The sequence below is a fragment of the Paraburkholderia haematera genome, assembly GCF_905220975.1.
Lineage (GTDB): Bacteria > Pseudomonadota > Gammaproteobacteria > Burkholderiales > Burkholderiaceae > Paraburkholderia > Paraburkholderia haematera.
In genome coordinates this window covers 323,131-344,155 of sequence record NZ_CAJNBK010000002.1, presented here as the reverse complement: position 1 = coordinate 344,155, position 21,025 = coordinate 323,131, and the positions used below count along the sequence as shown (strand labels likewise).

16 protein-coding genes and 1 tRNA gene are annotated in these 21,025 nt (G+C 61.8%); 9 read left to right on the top strand and 8 right to left on the bottom strand.

Annotated features, from left to right (window positions below):
- Window positions 1-187: 187 nt before the first annotated feature.
- Window positions 188-316: a hypothetical protein gene (locus KHO23_RS35360; protein WP_268963871.1), complete on the bottom strand. Its 129-nt coding sequence runs from the start codon at window positions 314-316 to the stop codon at window positions 188-190.
- Between the two features lie 402 nt (window positions 317-718).
- On the opposite strand from KHO23_RS35360, the gene KHO23_RS05890 reads away from it, so the two are divergent.
- Complete coding sequence (locus KHO23_RS05890; protein ID WP_211610097.1) at window positions 719-1,294, top strand: phasin family protein; 576 nt, start codon at window positions 719-721, stop codon at window positions 1,292-1,294.
- 103 nt (window positions 1,295-1,397) lie between these two features.
- On the opposite strand, the gene KHO23_RS05885 is transcribed toward KHO23_RS05890, so the two are convergent.
- The 4 genes from KHO23_RS05885 to aceE all read right to left on the bottom strand — a co-directional run bounded on the left by KHO23_RS05885 (window position 1,398) and on the right by aceE (window position 8,068).
- Complete coding sequence (locus KHO23_RS05885; protein WP_211610096.1) at window positions 1,398-1,586, bottom strand: hypothetical protein; 189 nt, start codon at window positions 1,584-1,586, stop codon at window positions 1,398-1,400.
- Window positions 1,587-1,620: 34 nt separating this feature from the next.
- On the bottom strand, window positions 1,621-3,387 hold the full coding sequence (lpdA, locus tag KHO23_RS05880) for a dihydrolipoyl dehydrogenase (RefSeq protein ID WP_211610095.1): 1,767 nt from the start codon (window positions 3,385-3,387) through the stop codon (window positions 1,621-1,623).
- A 268-nt stretch (window positions 3,388-3,655) separates the two neighbouring features.
- Window positions 3,656-5,287, bottom strand: coding sequence for a dihydrolipoyllysine-residue acetyltransferase (gene aceF, locus KHO23_RS05875; protein WP_211610094.1), 1,632 nt, complete (start codon window positions 5,285-5,287; stop codon window positions 3,656-3,658).
- 84 nt (window positions 5,288-5,371) lie between these two features.
- Complete coding sequence (gene aceE / locus KHO23_RS05870; RefSeq protein ID WP_211610093.1) at window positions 5,372-8,068, bottom strand: pyruvate dehydrogenase (acetyl-transferring), homodimeric type; 2,697 nt, start codon at window positions 8,066-8,068, stop codon at window positions 5,372-5,374.
- 275 nt (window positions 8,069-8,343) lie between these two features.
- Here aceE and fixL point away from each other — a divergent pair, with 275 nt between their 5' ends.
- The 7 genes from fixL to KHO23_RS05835 all read left to right on the top strand — a co-directional run bounded on the left by fixL (window position 8,344) and on the right by KHO23_RS05835 (window position 18,071).
- A complete protein-coding gene (gene fixL / locus KHO23_RS05865) occupies window positions 8,344-10,860 on the top strand; it encodes an oxygen sensor histidine kinase FixL (protein WP_211610092.1) in 2,517 nt (838 codons plus the stop codon).
- Window positions 10,857-11,501 (top strand): oxygen response regulator transcription factor FixJ, encoded by a 645-nt coding sequence (gene fixJ / locus KHO23_RS05860; protein WP_011488992.1) that lies wholly within the window; start codon window positions 10,857-10,859, stop codon window positions 11,499-11,501. Before fixL ends, fixJ begins: the two co-directional genes overlap by 4 nt.
- Window positions 11,502-11,758: 257 nt before the next feature.
- The gene (locus KHO23_RS05855) at window positions 11,759-11,977 is read left to right on the top strand and encodes a hypothetical protein (RefSeq protein WP_211610091.1); all 219 of its coding nucleotides are present in this window, start codon (window positions 11,759-11,761) and stop codon (window positions 11,975-11,977) included.
- Window positions 11,978-11,998: 21 nt separating this feature from the next.
- A complete protein-coding gene (locus KHO23_RS05850; RefSeq protein WP_211610090.1) occupies window positions 11,999-13,306 on the top strand; it encodes a DUF3300 domain-containing protein in 1,308 nt (435 codons plus the stop codon).
- 20 nt (window positions 13,307-13,326) lie between these two features.
- A complete protein-coding gene (locus KHO23_RS05845) occupies window positions 13,327-14,268 on the top strand; it encodes a DUF2950 domain-containing protein (RefSeq protein ID WP_211610089.1) in 942 nt (313 codons plus the stop codon).
- Window positions 14,269-14,655: 387 nt separating this feature from the next.
- On the top strand, window positions 14,656-15,516 hold the full coding sequence (gene folD / locus KHO23_RS05840; RefSeq protein WP_211610088.1) for a bifunctional methylenetetrahydrofolate dehydrogenase/methenyltetrahydrofolate cyclohydrolase FolD: 861 nt from the start codon (window positions 14,656-14,658) through the stop codon (window positions 15,514-15,516).
- Between the two features lie 446 nt (window positions 15,517-15,962).
- Entirely contained in the window at window positions 15,963-18,071 is a 2,109-nt protein-coding gene (locus KHO23_RS05835) for a M3 family metallopeptidase (RefSeq protein WP_211610087.1), read from the top strand.
- 124 nt (window positions 18,072-18,195) lie between these two features.
- On the opposite strand, the gene KHO23_RS05830 is transcribed toward KHO23_RS05835, so the two are convergent.
- The gene (locus KHO23_RS05830; RefSeq protein WP_211610086.1) at window positions 18,196-19,488 is read right to left on the bottom strand and encodes an amidohydrolase family protein; all 1,293 of its coding nucleotides are present in this window, start codon (window positions 19,486-19,488) and stop codon (window positions 18,196-18,198) included.
- A 213-nt stretch (window positions 19,489-19,701) separates the two neighbouring features.
- Between KHO23_RS05830 and KHO23_RS05825 the strand changes: the two genes are divergently transcribed.
- Entirely contained in the window at window positions 19,702-20,400 is a 699-nt protein-coding gene (locus tag KHO23_RS05825; protein ID WP_211610085.1) for an aspartate/glutamate racemase family protein, read from the top strand.
- Between the two features lie 112 nt (window positions 20,401-20,512).
- On the opposite strand, the gene KHO23_RS05820 is transcribed toward KHO23_RS05825, so the two are convergent.
- Both KHO23_RS05820 and KHO23_RS05815 read right to left on the bottom strand, forming a co-directional pair.
- Window positions 20,513-20,589, bottom strand: a tRNA-Met gene (locus KHO23_RS05820).
- A 126-nt stretch (window positions 20,590-20,715) separates the two neighbouring features.
- Window positions 20,716-21,003: a hypothetical protein gene (locus KHO23_RS05815; RefSeq protein ID WP_211610084.1), complete on the bottom strand. Its 288-nt coding sequence runs from the start codon at window positions 21,001-21,003 to the stop codon at window positions 20,716-20,718.
- Window positions 21,004-21,025 lie beyond the last annotated feature (22 nt).

The window sequence follows — 21,025 nt, the reverse complement described above, 5'->3', positions numbered from 1 at the left end:
ACTTATACGCGCTCCTTAAACCGGCTTGTAAGCTCCGATCGCAAAAACACGAATAAGTGCCGCGCTTCGATCGAAAAAAACGATCGCCCGCGCGCTTCGCCTCGCCCTTGCCGCCATATGCCGGAATCGAGGTGATTCTTTCAGCATAACGGCAATTTCGAGACAACCTTGATCAGGGGAAATACGGTCAGAGCACCGGCGCGTAAAACCTGGCCAGCGCACCGCGCCGGCGCACCGGAACGTCGACGGGATCTCGCTGCAGGCTGTTAAACATCTGCTGGAGATCGCCAACGCGCATTCGACCGGCATAGAGCATTAACGTTCCGTGACACTTTCTGGTTTACATCGATATGGCCCAGTTGTTGGATTTTTTGTCAAACGTCAAGGTTGCTCTCTCGCTGCAGCGCCTCCCAACGCGTCAAAATCCCTCTCGAAATCGGTAACAAGTGCAGATTTCTTCTGCACCGGCGCAGTGCAACAGACAAATCAACCCGCGTCATACGCATGTCATGCCTACCGCATAACGTGTTGTTTTATCAGCAATTTATTAACATTGTGCGATGCACAAAAAGCACTTGACATTCTTTGTAGCCATCCTAAAATGGGAACCATTGCTGCGATGCACAAAACATCGCGGTCCGGGGAGACGATCTGAGAGCGTCTCGCCACCAACCCAATGCGGTCCGCACAGACAGACCGCGATCCAGGAGCGTAAACCATGACTCTGCTGACCCCTGAGCAATTCGCTGCAGCCCAGAAAGCCAACTTTGAAACGTTGTTCGGCCTGACGACCAAAGCATTTGAAGGCGTCGAAAAGCTGGTTGAACTGAACCTGCAAGTCGTGAAGTCGACGCTCGCGGAAAGCCAGGAAAACGCCCAGCGCGCCCTGTCGGTGAAGGACGCGCAGGAACTGCTGGCACTGCAAGCAAGCCTTGCACAGCCGGTGGCTGAAAAGGCGCTGTCGTACGGCCGTCACGTGTATGAAATCGTTTCGGCAACGCAAGGTGAATTCACCCGCGTGGCGGAAGCGCAATTCGAAGAGCAAAACCGCAAGGTCCAGGCGCTCGTCGAAAACGTTGCGAAGAATGCTCCGGCCGGTTCGGAAACTGCTGTCGCCGTGATGAAGTCGGCTATCACCGCCGCCAACACCACGTACGAAACGGTCCACAAGGCAACGAAGCAAGCTGTCGAAATCGCCGAAAGCAACTTCAATGCAGCCGCAACGGCCGCATCGAAGGCAGCATCGCAAGCCGCTGCACAAGCATCGCGCTCGTCGGCAAAGAAGGCAGTCTAAGTTTCAAGCCCCACATCACGCCGGCCCGACTCACGGTTGGGCCGGCGCGACTGCAGTAACAGCATGCAAGCAACAGCGTCGTGCCGTTGCCGCTCACACGGTTTTATCTGGCCGAACGCTCCGATACGTTGAATAGCGTATCGTTTGCCCGGCGAAAGGCCGGGATTTTTTTCCCGCTGCCCCGGGTGCACAGCGCGTGTCTCATGCGTTGCTTCACGACAAACGCTGCTTGCTGCAAAAAAAAAGGCGCGCCCCGCAAAGGGCGCGCCGTTTTTTTTGCCTCTGCATTCATCGAGTCCGCCTGCATGCAGGCGGACCCAGCGGCATTACTTCTTTTTCTGCGGCGGCAAGTCGGTGCAAACGCCTTCGTACAACTCGGCGGCCATACCGATCGATTCGCCGAGCGTCGGATGCGGGTGAATCGTCTTACCGATGTCCGTCGCGTCCGCACCCATTTCGACTGCGAGACAGACTTCGCTGATCAGGTCGCCGGCGTTCAGGCCGACGATCCCACCGCCGATCACGCGATGCGTTTCTTCGTCGAACAGCAGCTTGGTGAAGCCTTCATCGCGGCCATTGGCGATTGCGCGACCCGAAGCGGCCCATGGGAACACTGCCTTGCCGTACTTGATGCCTTCGGCCTTCAGTTGGTCTTCCGTCTTGCCGGCCCACGCCACTTCCGGATCGGTGTAGGCCACCGACGGAATCTGCAGCGCATCGAAGTATGCCTTCTCGCCGTGAGCCACTTCAGCGGCAACGTGAGCTTCATGCACCGCTTTGTGCGCGAGCATCGGCTGACCGACGATATCGCCGATCGCGAAGATATGTGGCACGTTGGTGCGCATCTGCTTGTCGACGTCGATGAAGCCGCGATCGGTTACCGCGACGCCCGCCTTGTCCGCACCGATCTTCTTGCCATTCGGCGAACGGCCGACAGCGACCAGCACGAGGTCATAGCGTTGCGCTTCGGCCGGTGCCTTTTCGCCTTCGAACGACACGTAGATGCCGTCGTCTTTCGCTTCTGCCGCAGTGGTTTTGGTCTTCAGCATGACGTTGGCAAAACGCTTGCTGTTGTACTTCTCCCAGACCTTGACCAGATCGCGATCCGCGCCGGCCATCAGGCCGTCGAGCATTTCGACCACATCGATCTGTGCGCCGAGCGTGGCGTAGACCGTCGCCATTTCCAGCCCGATGATGCCGCCGCCGATCACCAGCATGCGTTGCGGAATCTGACGCAGTTCGAGCGCGCCGGTCGAATCGACCACGCGCGGATCTTCGGGAATGAACGGCAGCTTCACCGCTTCCGAGCCCGCGGCGATGATTGCCTGCTTGAACTTGACGACCTTCTTGCCGCTTTCGGTCTGCACTTCCATGTGATACGGATCGACGAACGAGCCGGTGCCCGTTACGACTTCGACCTTGCGCATCTTGGCCATGCCGGCGAGACCGCCGGTGAGCTTCTTGACGACGCCCGACTTGAAGTCGCGCAGTTTGTCGAGATCGATTTGCGGCTTGCCGAACGTAATGCCGTGCGCGCCGAGCGCTTCGGCTTCGTCGATGACGAGGGCCGTGTGCAGCAGCGCCTTCGACGGGATACAGCCGACATTCAGACAGACGCCGCCGAGCGTTGCATAACGTTCGACTAGCACCGTCTTCATGCCGAGGTCGGCCGAGCGGAACGCAGCCGAGTAACCGCCGGGGCCCGAACCGAGCACAAGCATGTCGCACTCGACATCCGCGTTGCCGGAGAAGCTACCGGCTTGCGGCGCGGGCGCGGCCGTCTTGGGTGCGGGTGCAGGCGCTGCTGCTGCCGGAGCGGGCGCTTTTTCGGGCGCCTTAGCCGGCGCAGCGTCCGCAGACGATTCGACTAGCGCGATGACCGTGCCTTGCGAGACTTTGTCACCGGCTTTGACGCGCACTTCCTTGACGGTGCCGGCGATATCGCTCGGCACTTCGATGGAGGCCTTATCCGACTCGAGCGTCATCAACGCCTGTTCGTTCTCGATGACATCGCCCGGTTTGATATTGACTTCGATGACATCGACGTCCTTGAAGTCACCGATATCCGGCACTTTTACTTCGACGAGACTCATAGTGTCCCCTTCTCTTATTGATCGTGATGAGGCACGCGCAGACCCACTTCACAGCAGCCTAAAAGCTGGCAGCGCCTTGGACAGAATCAGCCTTTGCTGTCCGCCCAAGGACGCGCCTTTCTTTTGCCTACTTTTCTTTGGAAGACAAAGAAAAGTAGGTGCCGCCCCGCACAGGGGCGACGCTAATAGACCGATAAGAAAGCAGGTTTAGCGATACACGCGGATAACCGAAAAATCGGCGCCGCCAGCAAAAAACCTCAACCCACTATCAAAGAATCACACGCCGAAAATCGGCAAGAATCGCACCCAGATACGCATTGAACCGCGCCGCCGCAGCCCCATCAATCACCCGATGGTCATACGACAACGACAGCGGCAGAGTCAACCGCGGCACAAACTGCTTACCATCCCAAACCGGCTTCATCGCGCCACGCGACAGCCCGAGAATGGCGACTTCAGGCGCATTGATAATCGGCGTGAAGTTAGTCCCGCCAATCCCACCCAGGGAGGAAATCGAGAAGCAGCCACCCTGCATCTGATCCGGCTTCAGCTTGCCATCACGCGCAGCCTTCGACAGCTCGGCCATTTCCTTCGCGATATCGATCAAACCCTTCTTGTCCGCATCGCGAATCACCGGAACGACCAGGCCATTCGGCGTATCGGCAGCAAAACCGATATGGAAGTACTGCTTGAACACCAGGTTGTCGCCGTCGAGGCTGGCATTGAACGTCGGGAACTGCTTCAAGGCCGACACCACCGCCTTGATCACGAACGCCAGCATCGTGATCTTCACGCCGGCCTTTTCGTTTTCCTTGTTCAACTGCACGCGCAGCGCTTCGAGATCGGTGATGTCCGCTTCGTCGTTGTTCGTGACGTGCGGAATCATGACCCAGTTGCGATGCAGATTCGCGCCCGATATCTTCTTGATGCGCGACAGCGGCTTCGGATCGACCGGTCCGAACTTGGTGAAGTCGACCTTCGGCCACGGCAGCAGATTCAACTCGCCGCCGCCCGCGGCAGCCGGTGCGGCACCTGCCGGCGCAGCACGCTGGCCCGTCATCACGCCCTTGATGAACGCGGTCACGTCGGCTTGCGTAATACGACCCTTCGGACCCGTGCCCTGCACCTGCACGACGTCGACGCCGAGTTCGCGCGCGAACTTGCGCACCGACGGCGACGCATGGCTTGCACGCCGCGCACCACCTTCGCCGGCCGGGATCAGCGGCGCTTGCGCCAGCGCTGACGGCGAAGCCGGAGCGGGCGACGGCGCAGCCGGTGCATCCGACGGCTTCTCGAGCGCAGCCGGTTTTGCCGCAGGCGCCGAAGCCGCAGCACCGCCGTCGGTTTCCAGCACGACGATCAGCGAGCCTTCCGACACGTTGTCGCCGACCTTGACCTTCACTTCCTTGACGACGCCGGCGGCCGAGCTCGGCACGTCCATGGTCGCCTTGTCGGATTCGAGCGTCACGAGCGACTGCTCTTTCTCGACGCGATCGCCGACCTTCACCGCGACTTCAATCACGGGAATGTCTTTGTAGTCGCCGATATCCGGCACTTTGACTTCTTGCAGACCGCCACCACCACCGGCGGCAGGCGCCGGCGCAGCAGCGGGCGCGGGAGCCGGGGCAGCAGCAGGCGCCGGAGCCGGCGCGGCAGCACCCGCACCATCCAGCACGACGATCAGCGAGCCTTCCGACACGTTGTCGCCCACCTTGACCTTCACTTCCTTGACGACACCGGCGGCCGAGCTCGGCACATCCATGGTCGCCTTGTCGGATTCCAGCGTAACGAGCGATTGCTCTTTCTCGACGGTATCACCCGCCTTCACCAGCACCTCGATCACAGGAATGTCCTTGTAATCGCCGATGTCCGGCACCTTGATTTCGATCGCTTGACTCATTGTTAGTGTCTCCTGGGCCGCGCACGCGACCCGCCCTGTCGATCAGGGCAGGCGCGCACGCCGTGGCACACGGGGAATGATGCCTTAGACGGTCATCGGGTTGGGTTTGGCGGGATCAAGGTTGTACTTCTTGAGCGCCTCGGCGACGACCTTGCGTTCGATCGTGCCTTCATCTGCCAGTGCATTCAACGCGGCAACCGTGACCCAGAAGCGGTCGACTTCGAAGAAGTGGCGCAGCTTTTCACGCGTGTCCGAACGGCCGTAGCCATCCGTGCCCAGCACGACGAACTTCTGCGGCACGAACGCGCGGATCTGCTCGGTCAGCGCGCGCACGTAGTCGGTCGAAGCGATGACCGGACCTTGTGCGTCCTTCAGCAGCTTCTCGACGTGCGAGAGCTTCTTCTCTTCCGTTGGGTGCAGCAGGTTCCAGCGCTGCACTTCGTGGCCTTCGCGAGCGAGCTCGGTGAAGCTCGGCACGCTCCAGAGGTCGGCAGCGACGCCCCAGTCGTTCTTCAGCAGATCGGCGGCGGCAATCACTTCGTTGAAGATCGTGCCCGCGCCCATCAGCTGAACGCGCGGCGCCTTCTTGTCGGCTTCAGCCTTGCGGAAGGCGTACATACCCTTGATGATGTCGGCCGCCACCGAGTCGCCCTGCGGAATCGCCGGGTGCTCGTAGTTCTCGTTCATCACCGTGATGTAGTAGTACACGTCTTCCTGGTCAGCAACCATGCGGCGCAGACCGTCCTGCATGATGACCGCGAGTTCGTAACCGAACGTCGGGTCATAGCTGATGCAGTTCGGCACCGATGCCGCCCACATCAGCGAGTGGCCGTCTTCGTGTTGCAGACCTTCGCCGTTCAGCGTCGTGCGGCCGGCAGTGCCGCCCAGCAGGAAGCCGCGCGAACGCATATCGCCCGCGGCCCATGCCAGATCGCCGATCCGCTGGAAGCCGAACATCGAGTAGAAGATGTAGAACGGAATCATGATCTCGCCGTGCGTCGAGTACGACGTCGCGGCTGCGATCCAGTCACACATCCCGCCGGCTTCGTTGATCCCTTCCTGCAGGATCTGACCGGATTCCGATTCGCGATAGAACATCAGCTGGTCGGAATCTTCCGGCACATACTTCTGGCCTTCCTGATTCCAGATACCGATCTGGCGGAACAGGCCTTCCATACCGAAGGTACGCGACTCGTCCGGCACGATCGGCACGATACGCTTACCGAGCGCCTTGTCTTTCAGCAGGATGTTCAGGATCCGCACGAACGCCATCGTCGTGGAGATCTCACGGCCTTCGCCCGTGCCCTTCAGCAGCGGCTCGAATGCGTCCAGCGCCGGCACCGGCAGCGCTTCGGCCTTCTGGCGACGCGCCGGCAGATAACCGCCGAGGTCCTGACGGCGGGCACGCATGTACTCGAGTTCCTTCGAACCTTCTTCGAACTTGAGGTACGGCACGTTGACGAGATCTTCGTCCGAGATCGGCAGACGGAACTGGTCGCGGAATTTCTTCAGCTGGTCCACGTGCAGCTTCTTCTGCTGGTGCGTGATGTTCATCGCCTGGCCGGCTTCGCCCATGCCGTAGCCCTTGATCGTCTTCGCGAGAATGACGGTCGGCTGGCCCTGGGCATTCGTGGCTTCGGTGAACGCCGCGTAGATCTTGTGCGGATCGTGGCCGCCGCGATTCAGATTCCACACGTCTTCGTCGGACCAGTCGGCAACCAGTGCCTTCAGTTCCGGCGTATTGAAGAAGTGTTCGCGAACAAACGCGCCCGACTCCGACTTGTACGTCTGATATTCGCCGTCGACCACTTCCATCATCCGGCGCATCAGCGCGCCCGACTTGTCGCGTTGGAACAGCGCATCCCAGCGGCTGCCCCAGACGACCTTGATGACGTTCCAGCCGGCGCCGCGGAATTCGCTTTCGAGTTCCTGGATGATCTTGCCGTTACCGCGCACCGGGCCGTCGAGGCGCTGCAGATTACAGTTGATCACGAACACCAGGTTGTCGAGGCGTTCGCGACCGGCCATGCCGATTGCGCCGAGCGATTCCGGTTCGTCCGTTTCGCCGTCGCCAAGGAAAGCCCAGACCTTGCGGCCTGCGGTCTTCGCAATGCCGCGCGCCTGCATGTACTTCATGAAGCGCGCCTGGTAGATCGCCATGATCGGGCCGAGGCCCATCGAGACGGTCGGGAATTGCCAGAAGTCCGGCATCAGCCACGGGTGCGGATACGACGAGATGCCCTCGCCGCCCACTTCCTGACGGAAGTTGTCGAGCTGGTTTTCGCTCAGACGGCCGAGCAGGAACGCGCGCGAGTACACACCCGGCGACGAATGGCCCTGCACGAACACGAGGTCACCGCCATGTTCAGCCGACGGTGCGTGCCAGAAATGGTTGTAGCCGACGTCGTACAGCGTGGCAGCCGACGCGAACGAAGCGATGTGACCGCCGACATTCGTGTCCTTGCCCGCGCGCAGCACCATGGCAATGGCGTTCCAGCGCGTGTACGAGCGGATGCGGTGCTCGAGGTCCTGGTCACCGGGAATCGGCGCCTGACGCGACACAGGAATCGTATTGATGTAGGGGGTGTTTGCAGAGAACGGCAGATGTTCGCCGTGTACCCGGGCGAATTCGATCTGTTTCTCGATGAGGTAGTGAGCGCGATCGGGGCCCACAGCAGAAATCACGCCATCCAGCGCTTCCAGCCATTCGCCGGTTTCCTGGGGATCGTCGTCTTTTTCGGCAGCGACATATTTCATGACTTCGTCGGGTACAGCGGACATGCTCGTCTCCTGGATTTAGAGGAACGCTCTTTGAACAGACGACGCGGACGAAGCACGACCGCGGCAGCTTCGGCCGATTGTAAAAGGGGTCCCGACGTCCGCGCAACAAAATTTTCGAATTACGAGATCGATTCTCATAATGCGGAAAATTGTTGCGGCGCAACCTGATTTGACTGCCGATCGACGGATACGTCGGCTAGTTTGCGCCGAATAACGGTTCTTTCAGCGCTTTTTTGCGCCATTTGCTAGCGACTCGCTGCGCTACAATGCCACGCATGTTGACCGAACGGCTTTTCGCTCGCTCGGCGCGCACCGCTGGTTCGCCGGCGGATTCGACGCCGTCCTCCCGCTGGCACCACGGACCGTGGTGGTCGAACTCCTATTTGCTCACGCCGCTGCTGTCGATCCTGGTTTTCCTGGTCGTCATGAGCCTGATTCTGTGGAGCCTGAACCGGCGCGAACAGCAGCAGCAGGAAGACACGCTCTACCGCAATGTCGCGTGGGCGCAGCAGCAGATCCGCCTGTCCATGACCGGCGCGCAGGAACAGATTCAGGCCCTCGCCCGCGATCTCGTCGCCGGCCACGCCGATCCGCATTCATTCCAGGTGTCCACCACGGACATCATGCAGGGGCATCCCGAAATCCTCTACATGAACTGGTACACGAGCCTGCAGCAGCCCCGCTGGCCCAATACCGCACTGCCCGTGTTCGGCCAGCGCCTCGCCAAGCCGAATGACGCGCAGATGGACGAAGCCGTCAAAGCCGCCTTCAACGAGGCGCGCAATACGCGCCGCCAGGTGTATTCGCCGCTGATCTACGACGACCTCGGCAACGGCTACATTACGTTGCAGACGCCGGTCTACCGGGACCGTGACTTCCTCGGCACGATTGCCGCCGTGTTCTCGGTGGAAGGCATCCTGAAGCACGACATTCCGCCCGAGTTGTCGGCCAAATACAAGATCTCGATCATCGACGTGAACAACCGCGAGTTGACCACCACGTCGACCCGGCCGCGCCTGCCGCGCGACATGTTCTACGATCTGCCGCTCGACCCGCCGGGCCAGGGCGTCTCGGTACGCGTCTACGCGTTCCCGCAGATGACCAACTTCACCAACAACACGCTGGTCTGGCTGGTGGCGGGCCTCTCGTGCTTCGTGCTGTGGAGTCTGTGGAGCCTGTGGAAACACACGCGGCAACGCTTCGAAGCGCAGCAGGCGCTCTACGCTGAGGCCTTCTTCCGCCGCGCCATGGAAAATTCGGTGCTGATCGGTATGCGCGTGCTCGACATGCACGGCCGCATCACGCACGTCAATCCCGCCTTTTGCCGCATGACCGGCTGGGACGAAAGCGATCTGGTCGGCAAGAACGCGCCGTTCGCTTACTGGCCGCGAGACGCCTATCCCGAGATGCAACGCCAGCTCGACATGACGCTGCGCGGCAAGGCGCCCTCTTCGGGCTTCGAATTGCGGGTGCGCCGCAAAGACGGTTCGCTGTTCCATGCGCGTCTTTATGTCTCGCCGCTGATCGACAGCTCGGGCCGTCAGACCGGCTGGATGTCGTCGATGACCGACATCACCGAGCCGAAGCGCGCGCGCGAGGAACTCGCCGCCGCACACGAGCGCTTCACCACCGTCCTCGAAAGCCTCGATGCGGCGGTCTCCGTGCTAGCCGCCGACGAAGCCGAACTGCTGTTCGCCAACCGCTACTACCGCCACCTGTTCGGCATTCGCCCGGACGGTCATCTGGAACTGGCCGGCGGTGGGTTCGACAGCGCCCAGGCGTCGTCCGATTCGATCGATATGGTGGATGCCTACGCGGGCCTGCCCGCCGCCGCGTTGACCGAAAGCACGGCCGACGCGCAGGAAATCTACGTCCAGAGCATCCAGAAGTGGTTCGAAGTGCGCCGCCAGTACATTCAGTGGGTAGACGGCCACCTCGCGCAGATGCAGATCGCGACCGACATCACCACCCGCAAGCAGGCTCAGGAACTCTCGCGCCAGCAGGACGAGAAGCTTCAGTTCACCAGCCGCCTGATGACGATGGGCGAGATGGCCTCGTCGCTCGCGCACGAACTGAATCAGCCGCTCGCCGCGATCAATAACTATTGCTCCGGAACGGTTGCGCTGGTTAAATCGGGTCGGACGACGCCTGACAATCTCCTGCCCGTCCTCGAGAAAACCGCTCAACAGGCCGTGCGAGCCGGCATGATCATCAAGCGGATTCGCGAATTCGTGAAACGCAGCGAGCCGAAACGCCAGGCCACACGCGTGGCCGATATCGTCGCCGATGCCGTGGGTCTCGCCGAACTCGAAGCGCGCAAGCGCAAGATCCGTATCGTGACCGATCTGCGCTCGCGCCTGCCGGTGATTTACGTCGACCCAGTGCTGATCGAGCAGGTGCTGGTGAACCTGATCAAGAATGGCGTCGAAGCGATGCACGATGCGCGCCCGAATGCAGTCGACCCGGTGATTCGCGTGGTCGTGCGACTGGAGAGCGGATTTGTCTGCATCAGCGTCGTCGACCAGGGACCGGGTGTCGACGAAGCGACAGCCGAGCGTCTTTTTGAACCGTTTTACAGCACCAAGTCCGACGGTATGGGCATGGGGCTGAACATTTGCCGTTCGATTATCGAATCGCACCGCGGCCGTCTGTGGGTGGTCAACAACGTCGAATCCGACGGCCACATCACAGGCGCCACGTTCCATTGCAGTCTGCCTATTGGAGAGCCTGACGGCCCGAGCAACGGCGGGTCAGAGGCGCCGACACCACAAACCGTTACGGGAGAGCTATGAACAGCCCAGTCACCACACAGGAAACAGTCTTTGTCGTCGACGACGACGAGGCCGTGCGAGATTCGCTGCGCTGGCTGCTGGAGGCGAACGGCTACCGCGTGCAATGCTTCTCCAGCGCCGAACAGTTCATCGACGCATGGCAGCCGCATACGCATCCGGGCCAGATCGCTTGTCTGATTCTCGATGTGCGGATGTCCGGCATGAGCGGGCTCGAGTTGCAGGAACGCCTGATCGCCGACAACGCGTCGCTGCCGATCATCTTCGTGACGGGCCACGGCGACGTGCCGATGGCCGTGTCGACGATGAAAAAAGGCGCCATGGACTTCATCGAAAAACCGTTCGACGAAGCCGAACTGCGCAAGCTGGTCGAGCGCATGCTCGACAAGGCGCGCAGCGAAAGCACCAGCGTGCAGCAGCAACGCGCCGCCGCCGAACGCCTGGGCAAGCTGACCGCCCGTGAGCACCAGGTACTCGAGCGCATCATCGCCGGCCGCCTGAACAAGCAGATCGCCGACGACCTCGGCATCAGCATCAAGACGGTCGAAGCGCACCGCGCGAACATCATGGAAAAGCTCAACGTCAACACGGTCGCCGATCTTCTGCGCCTCGCGTTGTCGAACAAGCCGCAACCGGCGCAATAAAACTTAAGGACCGCGGCACACCCCACGGGCCGCGACTGAGTTTCAACGGCCGGACTGCCGAAAAGTCCGGCCCGCCCCCTCCTCCCTGCCCCCGCTTCGCAACAACGGCATGCGGTATGCCTCAACGCATCCGTCAATCATTACGCATTACTCATCACGCGCTTATGTCGCGCGGCAATAATTTCTTTCTCCTGACAAGATTGACAAGTTTCGCTGCGTCCCTTAATTTACGCAGAACTCCTCAGCCAGGCTCATTGATGCACGACGAACGCAGGACAAGTGTGCTGTCGTTGTCGTATGCGGCGCCGCCATGTGATGCAAAGCAGTTAAGCCTGTTCGGCCGCGTTGCTGAGGAAACGGTCATATCGAACGGTTCAGGCGAAACTGAACCGGCCCATGTCTTTACTCGCTTCCTTCTCCATTCCATCGCGCCGAAACGACGCAGCATGCGCTGCGCATCGATCTCACGCGTCTAACACAGCCGGGAGGATTTCATCGTGAAACAATCCGGAACACACCGTTCGCGTGTGTTGCTTGTTTGCGCCGCACTTGCGGGCGCGCCACTCTTCGTCGGTCTGGCCACGCCGAGCGCGGTCTATGCGCAAAGCGCCGCGAAGATATCGAACCAGCAACTCGATTCGCTGACCGCGCCTGTCGCGCTCTATCCCGACGCACTGCTCGCGCAGGTGCTGATGGCCGCGACCTTCCCGCAAGATGTGCAGGCCGCGGCCGCATGGTCGAAAGCGAACTCGAAGCTGCAGGGCGACGACGCCGTCAAGGCGGTCGCGTCCGAGACGTGGGACCCGAGCGTGCAATCACTGGTCGCCTTCCCGCAAGTCCTCGCCACGATGGCGTCGAAACCCGACTGGGTCTCGCAACTCGGCAATGCCTTTCTGGCCCAGCCGAACGATGTGATGGACTCCGTGCAACGCTTGCGCAAACAGGCGCAGGCCGCCGGCAATCTGAAAACGAGTTCACAGCAGAAGGTCGTGGTCGAGCAAAGCACGATCCAGATCGTGCCGGCCAATCCGCAAGTGGTGTACGTGCCGACGTATAACCCGACAGTCGTCTACGGTACATGGCCCTATCCCGCCTACCCGCCCGTGTATGTCCCGCCGCCGCCCGGTTACGCGATCGCGACCGGTCTGGTTACCGGCCTGGCGTTCGGCGCCGGTGTCGCCGTTGCCAATTCACTGTGGGGCGGCTTCAACTGGAACACGCATGATGTCAACATCAACGTGAACCGGTACAACAATATCAATGTGAACAACCGGCTCAACGTGAACAGCAGCACGACGAACTGGAACCGCAACACCAACGTCAATCGCAACACCAACGTCAATCGCAATGTCAACAACAACGTCGGGGGCGCGCAGCGCGATGCCTACCGCGGCCGTGACGACGCTGCCCGTTCGCAGGCGCAGCAGACTTTGCAGAACCGCACCGGACAGAACATGAGCGGCAGCGCGAGCCAGCGCGTGCAGGGCATTCACCAGGGCGGCACTGCGAACACCGATCTGCATAACCGCGCGCAGAATACCAATCGCGACAACGCATTACGCGGCGCCGGCGACGGCAATGCCGCGCGGCAGGACACGCAGCGTGGCCAGGCAAGCCGCAATGCAGCTACAAACCCGTCCCGCAGCGGCGGCTTCGGCGCCAACGGAGGCGGCCAGCAACGCACGGGCGGCGGTCTCGCTGCAAACGGCGGTGGCACCCAGCGTGGCGGTGGCGGTGGCGGTGCCAAACTGGGTGGTGGTGGTAGTGGCGGCGGCGGTGAGCGCCATCTTGGCCGCAACCGTTGAACGATCAGGAGGAGTCTCTAATGATTCGCTTATTTCCACGCGGCGCGTTGCGCGCCCGCGCTCTGACACTCGCCGTCGCCCTCGGCACAACCGGCACTCTGCTGGTGGCGCCGGTACTGCTGCTCGGCGCAACCGCCGTACACGCGCAAACGGTCTACCCCACTGCCGACGAAGCCGCCAATGCGTTCGCCGACGCCCTGGCCCGCAACGACGAAAGTGCGCTTAAACACGTGCTCGGCAACGATTTTCATCGCTTCATTCCTTCCGAAGGAATCGGCCAGGACGACATCTACGAGTTCCTCGGCGCGTGGTCGAAAGGACACCAGATCGTCGAGGACCCCGTGAAAAGCAACGGGCGCGCCACCGCGCATCTGGCGGTCGGCGACAGTGGCTGGACATTGCCGATTCCGCTCGTGCAGGCCCCGCATGGCTGGCGCTTCGATCCGCCCGCCGCACAGGACGAGATGCTGACACGCCGCATCGGCCGCAACGAACACGCTGCGATCCTCACCTCGCTTGCCTACCTCGACGCGCAAAACGATTATCACAATCTGACCCAGCACTACGCTCAGCGCTTTGTCAGTACGGAAGGCCAGCATGACGGCCTGTACTGGGCAACGGCGCCAGGCGAAGCGGAAAGCCCGCTCGGGCCACTCGCCGCCGCCATGCCCAATGGCACGCTGCCGAAAGAGGCCTATCACGGCTATCACTACCGGATCTTGACCGCGCAAGGTCCGCACGCGAAAGGTGGCGCGCAGAACTACGTCGAGAACGGCGTGCTGACCAAAGGGTTCGCTCTGATCGCCTCGCCGGCCGAGTATGGCAAGACCGGCGTGATGAGTTTTATCGTCAATCAGGACGGTCAGGTCTATCAGAAGAACCTGGGCCCGCAGACCGCCCGCGCTGCAGCCGCCGTTAAATCGTTCAACCCGGACGATAGCTGGCAAGCGGTACAGCAGTAAAGACAGAAGGTGCTCGATGGCCGCGGCGGCGCGCAAGCCCGTCCGCGGCCGATTTATTTCTGGACCTACACCGGTGCCTGGCGACGGCATCCGTGTCGACGTTCACGCGGGCGCCCACAACGTGTCAAGCCAGGCAACCCACCGCCAACGCGGGCATGGGCGGCCGCAGGCACCGCGAATCCGCGGTGTTCCCGCACGCCGGCAATCCCTGCGTGGCTCGCCATGCCGCGCCGGTATAATGTCGCACTTTGCAGCGCTGCTTATCCCTGATTCGCGCCGCGCGCTTTTCATGTGCCGACCCGTTTCCAGTGAAAAGCGCCATCGCACGTGCCGCACACGCGCGCCTGCGCCCTGCCCCGCTTTCCAAACTGCCCATCTCGACCGACCATGACTGCCAAACTGATCGACGGCCTAGCCCTTTCCAAGACCCTGCGCGCCGATGTCGCTACACGTGCCGCAGCCCTCACCGCTCGCGGCCACCAGCCGGGTCTCGCCGTGGTGCTGGTCGGTGACAATCCGGCCAGCGAAGTCTACGTGCGCAACAAGGTCAAGGCCTGCAATGACAACGGCCTTGGTTCATCGTTCGACCGCTATCCGGCCGATCTGCCGGAAGCCGATCTGCTGGCGCGCATCGACGAACTGAATCGCGACCCGCGCATTCACGGCATTCTGGTGCAACTACCGCTGCCGCCGCATATCGACAGCCACAAGGTGATCGAGGCAATCGCCCCGGAAAAAGACGTGGACGGTTTTCACGTCGCCAATGCCGGCGCACTGATGACCGGCCGGCCGTTGTTCCGTCCGTGTACGCCGTATGGCGTGATGAAGATGCTGGCGGCCTATGAGATTCCGTTGCAAGGCGCGAACGCGGTGGTAATCGGCCGCTCGAACATCGTCGGCAAGCCGATGGCGCTGCTGCTGCTCGAAGCCGGCGCAACGGTCACGATCTGCCATAGCAAGACGCGCGATCTGGCCGCCCATACGCGCAACGCCGACGTCGTTGTCGCCGCCACCGGCCTGCGCAACATTCTCACGGCGGACATGGTGAAGCCGGGTTCAGCCGTGATCGACGTCGGCATGAATCGCGACGAAGCCGGCAAGCTGTGTGGCGATGTCGATTTCGCGGGGGTCAAGGAAGTGGCCGGCTACGTCACGCCAGTGCCGGGCGGTGTCGGTCCGATGACCATTACCATGCTGCTCGTCAACACGATCGAAGCCGCCGAGCGCGAAGCGGCAGCAAACGCTTAAAGACGCGAACGTGTGCCGGCGAAGCGGATTCGCCGGCATGCGCGGCTTCAATGCCTGTCTGTCACGCATCACGCATCACGCCAACCGGCGCCCTCAGCGCGCCACCTGATCCCCTGCTGCCATACCCGCGCCAAGCGGCGTCGACCGACGCGCAAGGCGCCCCCGGCACCCCATCAGCACGGGCTGCTCCACGACATGCCATGACAGCGCGGCGCCCAGCGAGACGGCGCAGCGGGAGTGGTATAGCGGCGCATTCCCGCCGCCTGAACCGCCTACGGCATTCGCTCCCCCGCGCACAGTCACGCGACATCTGATAATTTGTCTGGCGACGGATTGGAATCGGCGCGCCCTGCCCCAATAATGTCCCTATGGAGTGTCATCAGGGCGTTGCCACGTGCCCGTCGATGCACCGATTACCCGTCCACCCGCGTCAGACAGGAAGCCTTATGTCCACTACCCCCTCGAATCAAGACAATCCGCTCCTCGATTTCTCCGATCTGCCGCGCTTTGGCGAAATCCGCCCCGAACACGTCACGCCCGCCCTCGATGTCCTGCTCGCCGACGCAGCCGCCGCCGTGGAGCGCGCCGCCCAGCCCATTACGCCCGCTTCGTGGGCCGACGTGGTCGAACCGGTCGAGCGCGCCACCGAACCGCTGTCGCGCGCCTGGAGCGTGGTCGGCCATCTGAACGCCGTGGCCGATACGCCGGAACTGCGCGCCGTGTACGGCGAGAATCTGCCGCGTGTCACCGAATTCTGGTCGAGCGTCGGCCAGAATCTCGCGCTGTATGAGAAGTACAAAGCGATTCACGCCAGCAGCGATTTCTCGTCGCTGACCGGCGAACGAAAGAAGATCCTCGGCAATGCGCTGCGCGATTTCCGCCTGTCGGGCGCGGAATTGCCCGAAGACCAGAAGCCGCATTTCGCCGAATTGCAGGAACGTCAGGCGGGGTTGTCGAAAGCGTTTTCGGACCACGTGCTCGATGCGACGAACGCGTACGCCTATCTCGTCGAAGCCGGCGATGAAGCACAACTGGCCGGCCTGCCCGAAGACGTGATCGAAGCCGCGAAGGAAGCGGCCGAACGCGAAGGCAAGACCGGCTACAAGTTCACGCTGCACTTCCCGTCGTATTTCCCGGTCATGCAGTACTCGGAAAATCGCGCGATGCGTGAAACGATTTACCGTGCGTATGTGACGCGCGCCTCAGAACTCGGTCCGCAATATGGCGACGGCAAGCCGGAATGGGACAATACGGCGGTACTCGCCGACCAGCTGAAACTGCGCGCGGAAGAAGCGCACATGCTCGGCTACAACAACTTCGCCGAAGTCTCGCTCGCGCCGAAGATGGCCGAGTCGCCCGCGCAAGTGATGGCCTTCCTCGAAGACCTCGCCACGCGCGCACGTCCGCATGCTGAACAGGACTGGAAAGAACTGCGCGAATTCGCTGCGAGCGAACTCGGCATGACCGACCTGCAGCCGTGGGACATGACGTTCGCCGCTGAACGTCTGCGTCAGAAGCGCTATTCGTTCTCCGAGAACGAAGTCAAACAATACTTCCCCGAAGACGTTGTATTCAAGGGCCTCTTCAAGGTCACCGAAACGCTGTTCGGCGTGCGCATCCGCCGCGACGAAGCGGCCGTCTGGCATCCCGACGTGCGCTTTTTCCGCGTCGAGAATCAGGACGGCGACCTCGTCGCCCAGTTCTATCTCGATCTGTATGCACGCGAAGGCAAACGCGGCGGCGCATGGATGGATGATGCGCGTGGCCGTCACAAGCACACGCACGGCCGCGTGCAAACGCCGGTCGCGTATCTGACCTGCAACTTCTCGGCACCGGTAGGCGGCAAGCCCGCCTGCTTCACGCATGATGAAGTGATCACGCTGTTCCACGAGTTCGGTCACGGTCTGCATCACATGCTCACGCGCGTCGATGAACTGGGCGTATCGGGCATCAACGGTGTCGAGTGGGACGCGGTTGAATTGCCGTCGCAATTCATGGAGAACTTCTGCTGGGAGTGGGACGTGTTGAGCGACATGACCTCGCACGTCGATACCGCCAAGCCGCTGCCGCGCGATCTGTTCGACAAGATGCTCGCCGCGAAGAATTTCCAGAGCGGTCTCGGCACGTTGCGCCAGATCGTGTTCTCGATGTTCGACATGCAACTGCACACCGGTTTCGATGCGTCTGGCACGAAGAACGCGACCGAACTCGCGAGCGAGATCAACGAGCGTTTCCACGTGATTCCGCAAGCTCCGTTCTCGCGTTGGCCGAATACGTTCAGCCATATTTTCGCGGGTGGTTACGCGGCGGGCTACTACAGCTACAAGTGGGCTGAAGTGCTGTCCGCCGATGCGTATGCCGCGTTCGAAGAAGCCGCGCAAGCCGCGAGCGGCAGCGTGCTCGATCAGGCAACCGGCCTGCGTTATCGCAAGGAGATTCTGGAAGTGGGCGGCAGCCGTCCCGCAATGGAATCGTTCAAGGCGTTCCGTGGCCGCGAGCCGAATATCGATGCCCTGTTGCGGCACAACGGCATGACGCCTGCCGCGGCGCATTGATCTTGCGTTGAGGCCTCGGCCGGCGTTGCGGATAGCGCCGGCATCGATCGATAAAAAGCCGGTGACTTGCGTGAGCAAGCACCGGTTTTTTCATTCGCGCGTCAGTACGGCGCGCGCGCGGCGGCTAACCGCGATGCAGCTTGAAGTCCACCTGCGCGGGACGTCCTTCCAGCGACAACGCCGCGCGCGCGGCGGGCGCACGGCTCACCACTTTGCCCCGGCTCACCACCGCGAGCCGCGCGGCGCGCAGACGGATCGCTTCGACTGGATCGCGTGCGTCGAGCAACACCAGATTGGCGGCGCAGCCCGGCGCGATGCCGTAGTCTTCCAGCCCGAGAATGCGCGCCGCGTTCACCGTGACCGCGTCGAAGCACGCCTGCATGCCGTCGACGCCCGTCATCTGCGCAACATGCAAACCCATGTGCGCGACTTCGAGCATGTCCCCCGAACCGAGGCTGTACCACGGGTCCATCACGCAATCGTGGCCGAACGCGACGTTGATGCCCGCCGCCATCATCTCCGGCACGCGTGTCATGCCACGCCGTTTCGGATACGTGTCGCTGCGGCCTTGCAGCGTGATGTTGATCAGCGGATTGGCGATCGCCGCGACGCCCGACTCGCGCATCAGCGGCAGGAGCTTGCTGACGTAGTAGTTGTCCATCGAATGCATCGATGTCAGGTGCGAACCGGCGACGCGCCCATGCAAGCCGAGCCGGTGCGTTTCGGCCGCGAGCGTTTCGATATGGCGCGACATCGGATCGTCCGATTCGTCGCAATGCATGTCGACGCGCAAGCCCTGCTCCGCCGCGAATTCGCACAGCATGCGCACGGATTGCGCGCCGTCGGCCATCGTGCGTTCGAAATGCGGAATCCCGCCAACCACGTCGACGCCCATCGCAATCGCCCGCTTGAGATTCTCGAATGCGCCGGCACTGCGCAACACGCCGTCTTGCGGAAACGCGACCAGTTGCAGGTCGAGATACGGTGCGACGCGGCGCTTCACTTCGACCAGCGCCTCGACCGCGAGCAAGCGCGGATCGCATACATCCACGTGACTGCGAATCGCCAGCAGACCGCGCGCGACCGCCCAATCGCAGTACTGCAGCGCGCGCTCGATCAGCGCCTCCTGCGTCAGATGCGGCTTCAGTTCGCCCCACAGCGCGATGCCTTCGAGCAAGGTGCCCGACGCATTCACCCGCGGCAGACCGTACGACAGCGTCGCGTCCATGTGGAAATGTGGATCGACGAATGGCGGCGTAACGAGCGAACCGGCGGCGTCGATTTCTTCGCGCGCGGCCGCGGCCAGATTCGCTTCGACAGCGACGATGCGGCCCGCTTCGATGCCGATGTCGACCGGCTGCTTGTGCTGCAACGCGGCGCCCGGCGGCAGCATCGCGCGGCGGATGATCAGATCCATGGTTCGCTCCCTGTTGACCGGTCTTTGAGTGACTACGATTCTATCGACGTCAGAAAGGGTGTGCCCACGTTTTGACAAGAAGCCGTACCGGCGGACTGAGGGAAATCCGTACCGGCTGCGGGCCATGACGCCCGCCTATACTCGACGTTCCACATGTTCGATGCCTGGGCGTTCTGCGTTGGCGTTGGCATCACCCACTCACGGAGCAAAACCATGAAGACCATCGGCGTGATCGGCGGAATGAGTTGGGAATCGTCCACCGAGTACTACAAGCTCCTGAACCGCCACGCCAAGGCGCGACTCGGCGGCCATCACAACGCGCGCAGCCTGATGCTGACGCTCGACTTCGCGCCGATCGAGGCCAACCAGCGCGCCGGCGACTGGACCGCACTCGGCAAACAACTGGCCGATGCCGCGCGCCATCTCGAACGAGGCGGTGCCGATCTCGTGATACTGGCTACCAACACGATGCATCGTGTATATGAATCGATCGAACAGGCGATCGACGTGCCCTTCCTGCACATCGCCGATCCGACCGGCAACGCGCTGCGCGCCGCAGGAATCGAGCGGGTGGGCTTGCTGGGTACGCGCTATACGATGGAGCAGACGTTCTACACGGGGCGCTTACGCGAGCGCTACGACCTCGAGACACTGGTTCCCGATGAAGCCGAACGCGCGGACGTGCATCGCATCATTTACGAGGAGCTGTGCCACGGCAACGTGAATGACGCCTCGCGTGCGGTGTATCAGCGTGTGATCGAAGGACTCGCGGCGCGCGGTGCGCAGGCGGTGATTCTCGGCTGTACGGAAATCACCTTGCTGATCAAGCCGGAAGATTCGGTGTTACCCGTGTTCGACACGACCGCGTTGCATGCGCAAGCGGCAGTGGATTGGGCGATCGAGTCGGACTGAATGCAAGCGCGCGTGCCGTATGAATGAAGAGACGGGAAGCCGGCGCCAGAAGTTAAAACGCAAGAAGTCAAAAAGCCCGCGTAGCTTGCGCTAGCGGGCTTTCAACAATACTTGGTTGCGGGGGTAGGATTTGAACCTACGACCTTCGGGTTATGAGCCCGACGAGCTGCCAGACTGCTCCACCCCGCGTCAGAGAAAAAGGATTGTATAGGGACGTTCGCAAGACGTCAAACAATCGGGTGAAATAATTTCTGACAAGGCGCAGCACAGGTCCACATTCATGCGGCAAGTGACTGCCGTCAATGAGCAGGCAACTCAGAGATCTTCGACCGTCGCGCCTTCCACTTTGCCGTCGATGATGTCCGCGCCGTACTGACTCGCTCTGCGTTTCGCGACGCCGAAATCGGAAAACGTGGACGGCAGTTCGAGACGAAATACGCGGCTTGCCTTCGAGCCGCTAATGGCGCCCGGCCGGCAGACGCGTACCGCAACGTCGTAACCTTCGGCATGACGCTTGTGACCGTCGAACTTGTCGAACTCCCGCGAAAACACCAGCGGATGCACTTCGAAGTCCTTATAAAGGGCTGGATAAAGTTGAGCCATGATGGATCCCCAATGCGCGTCA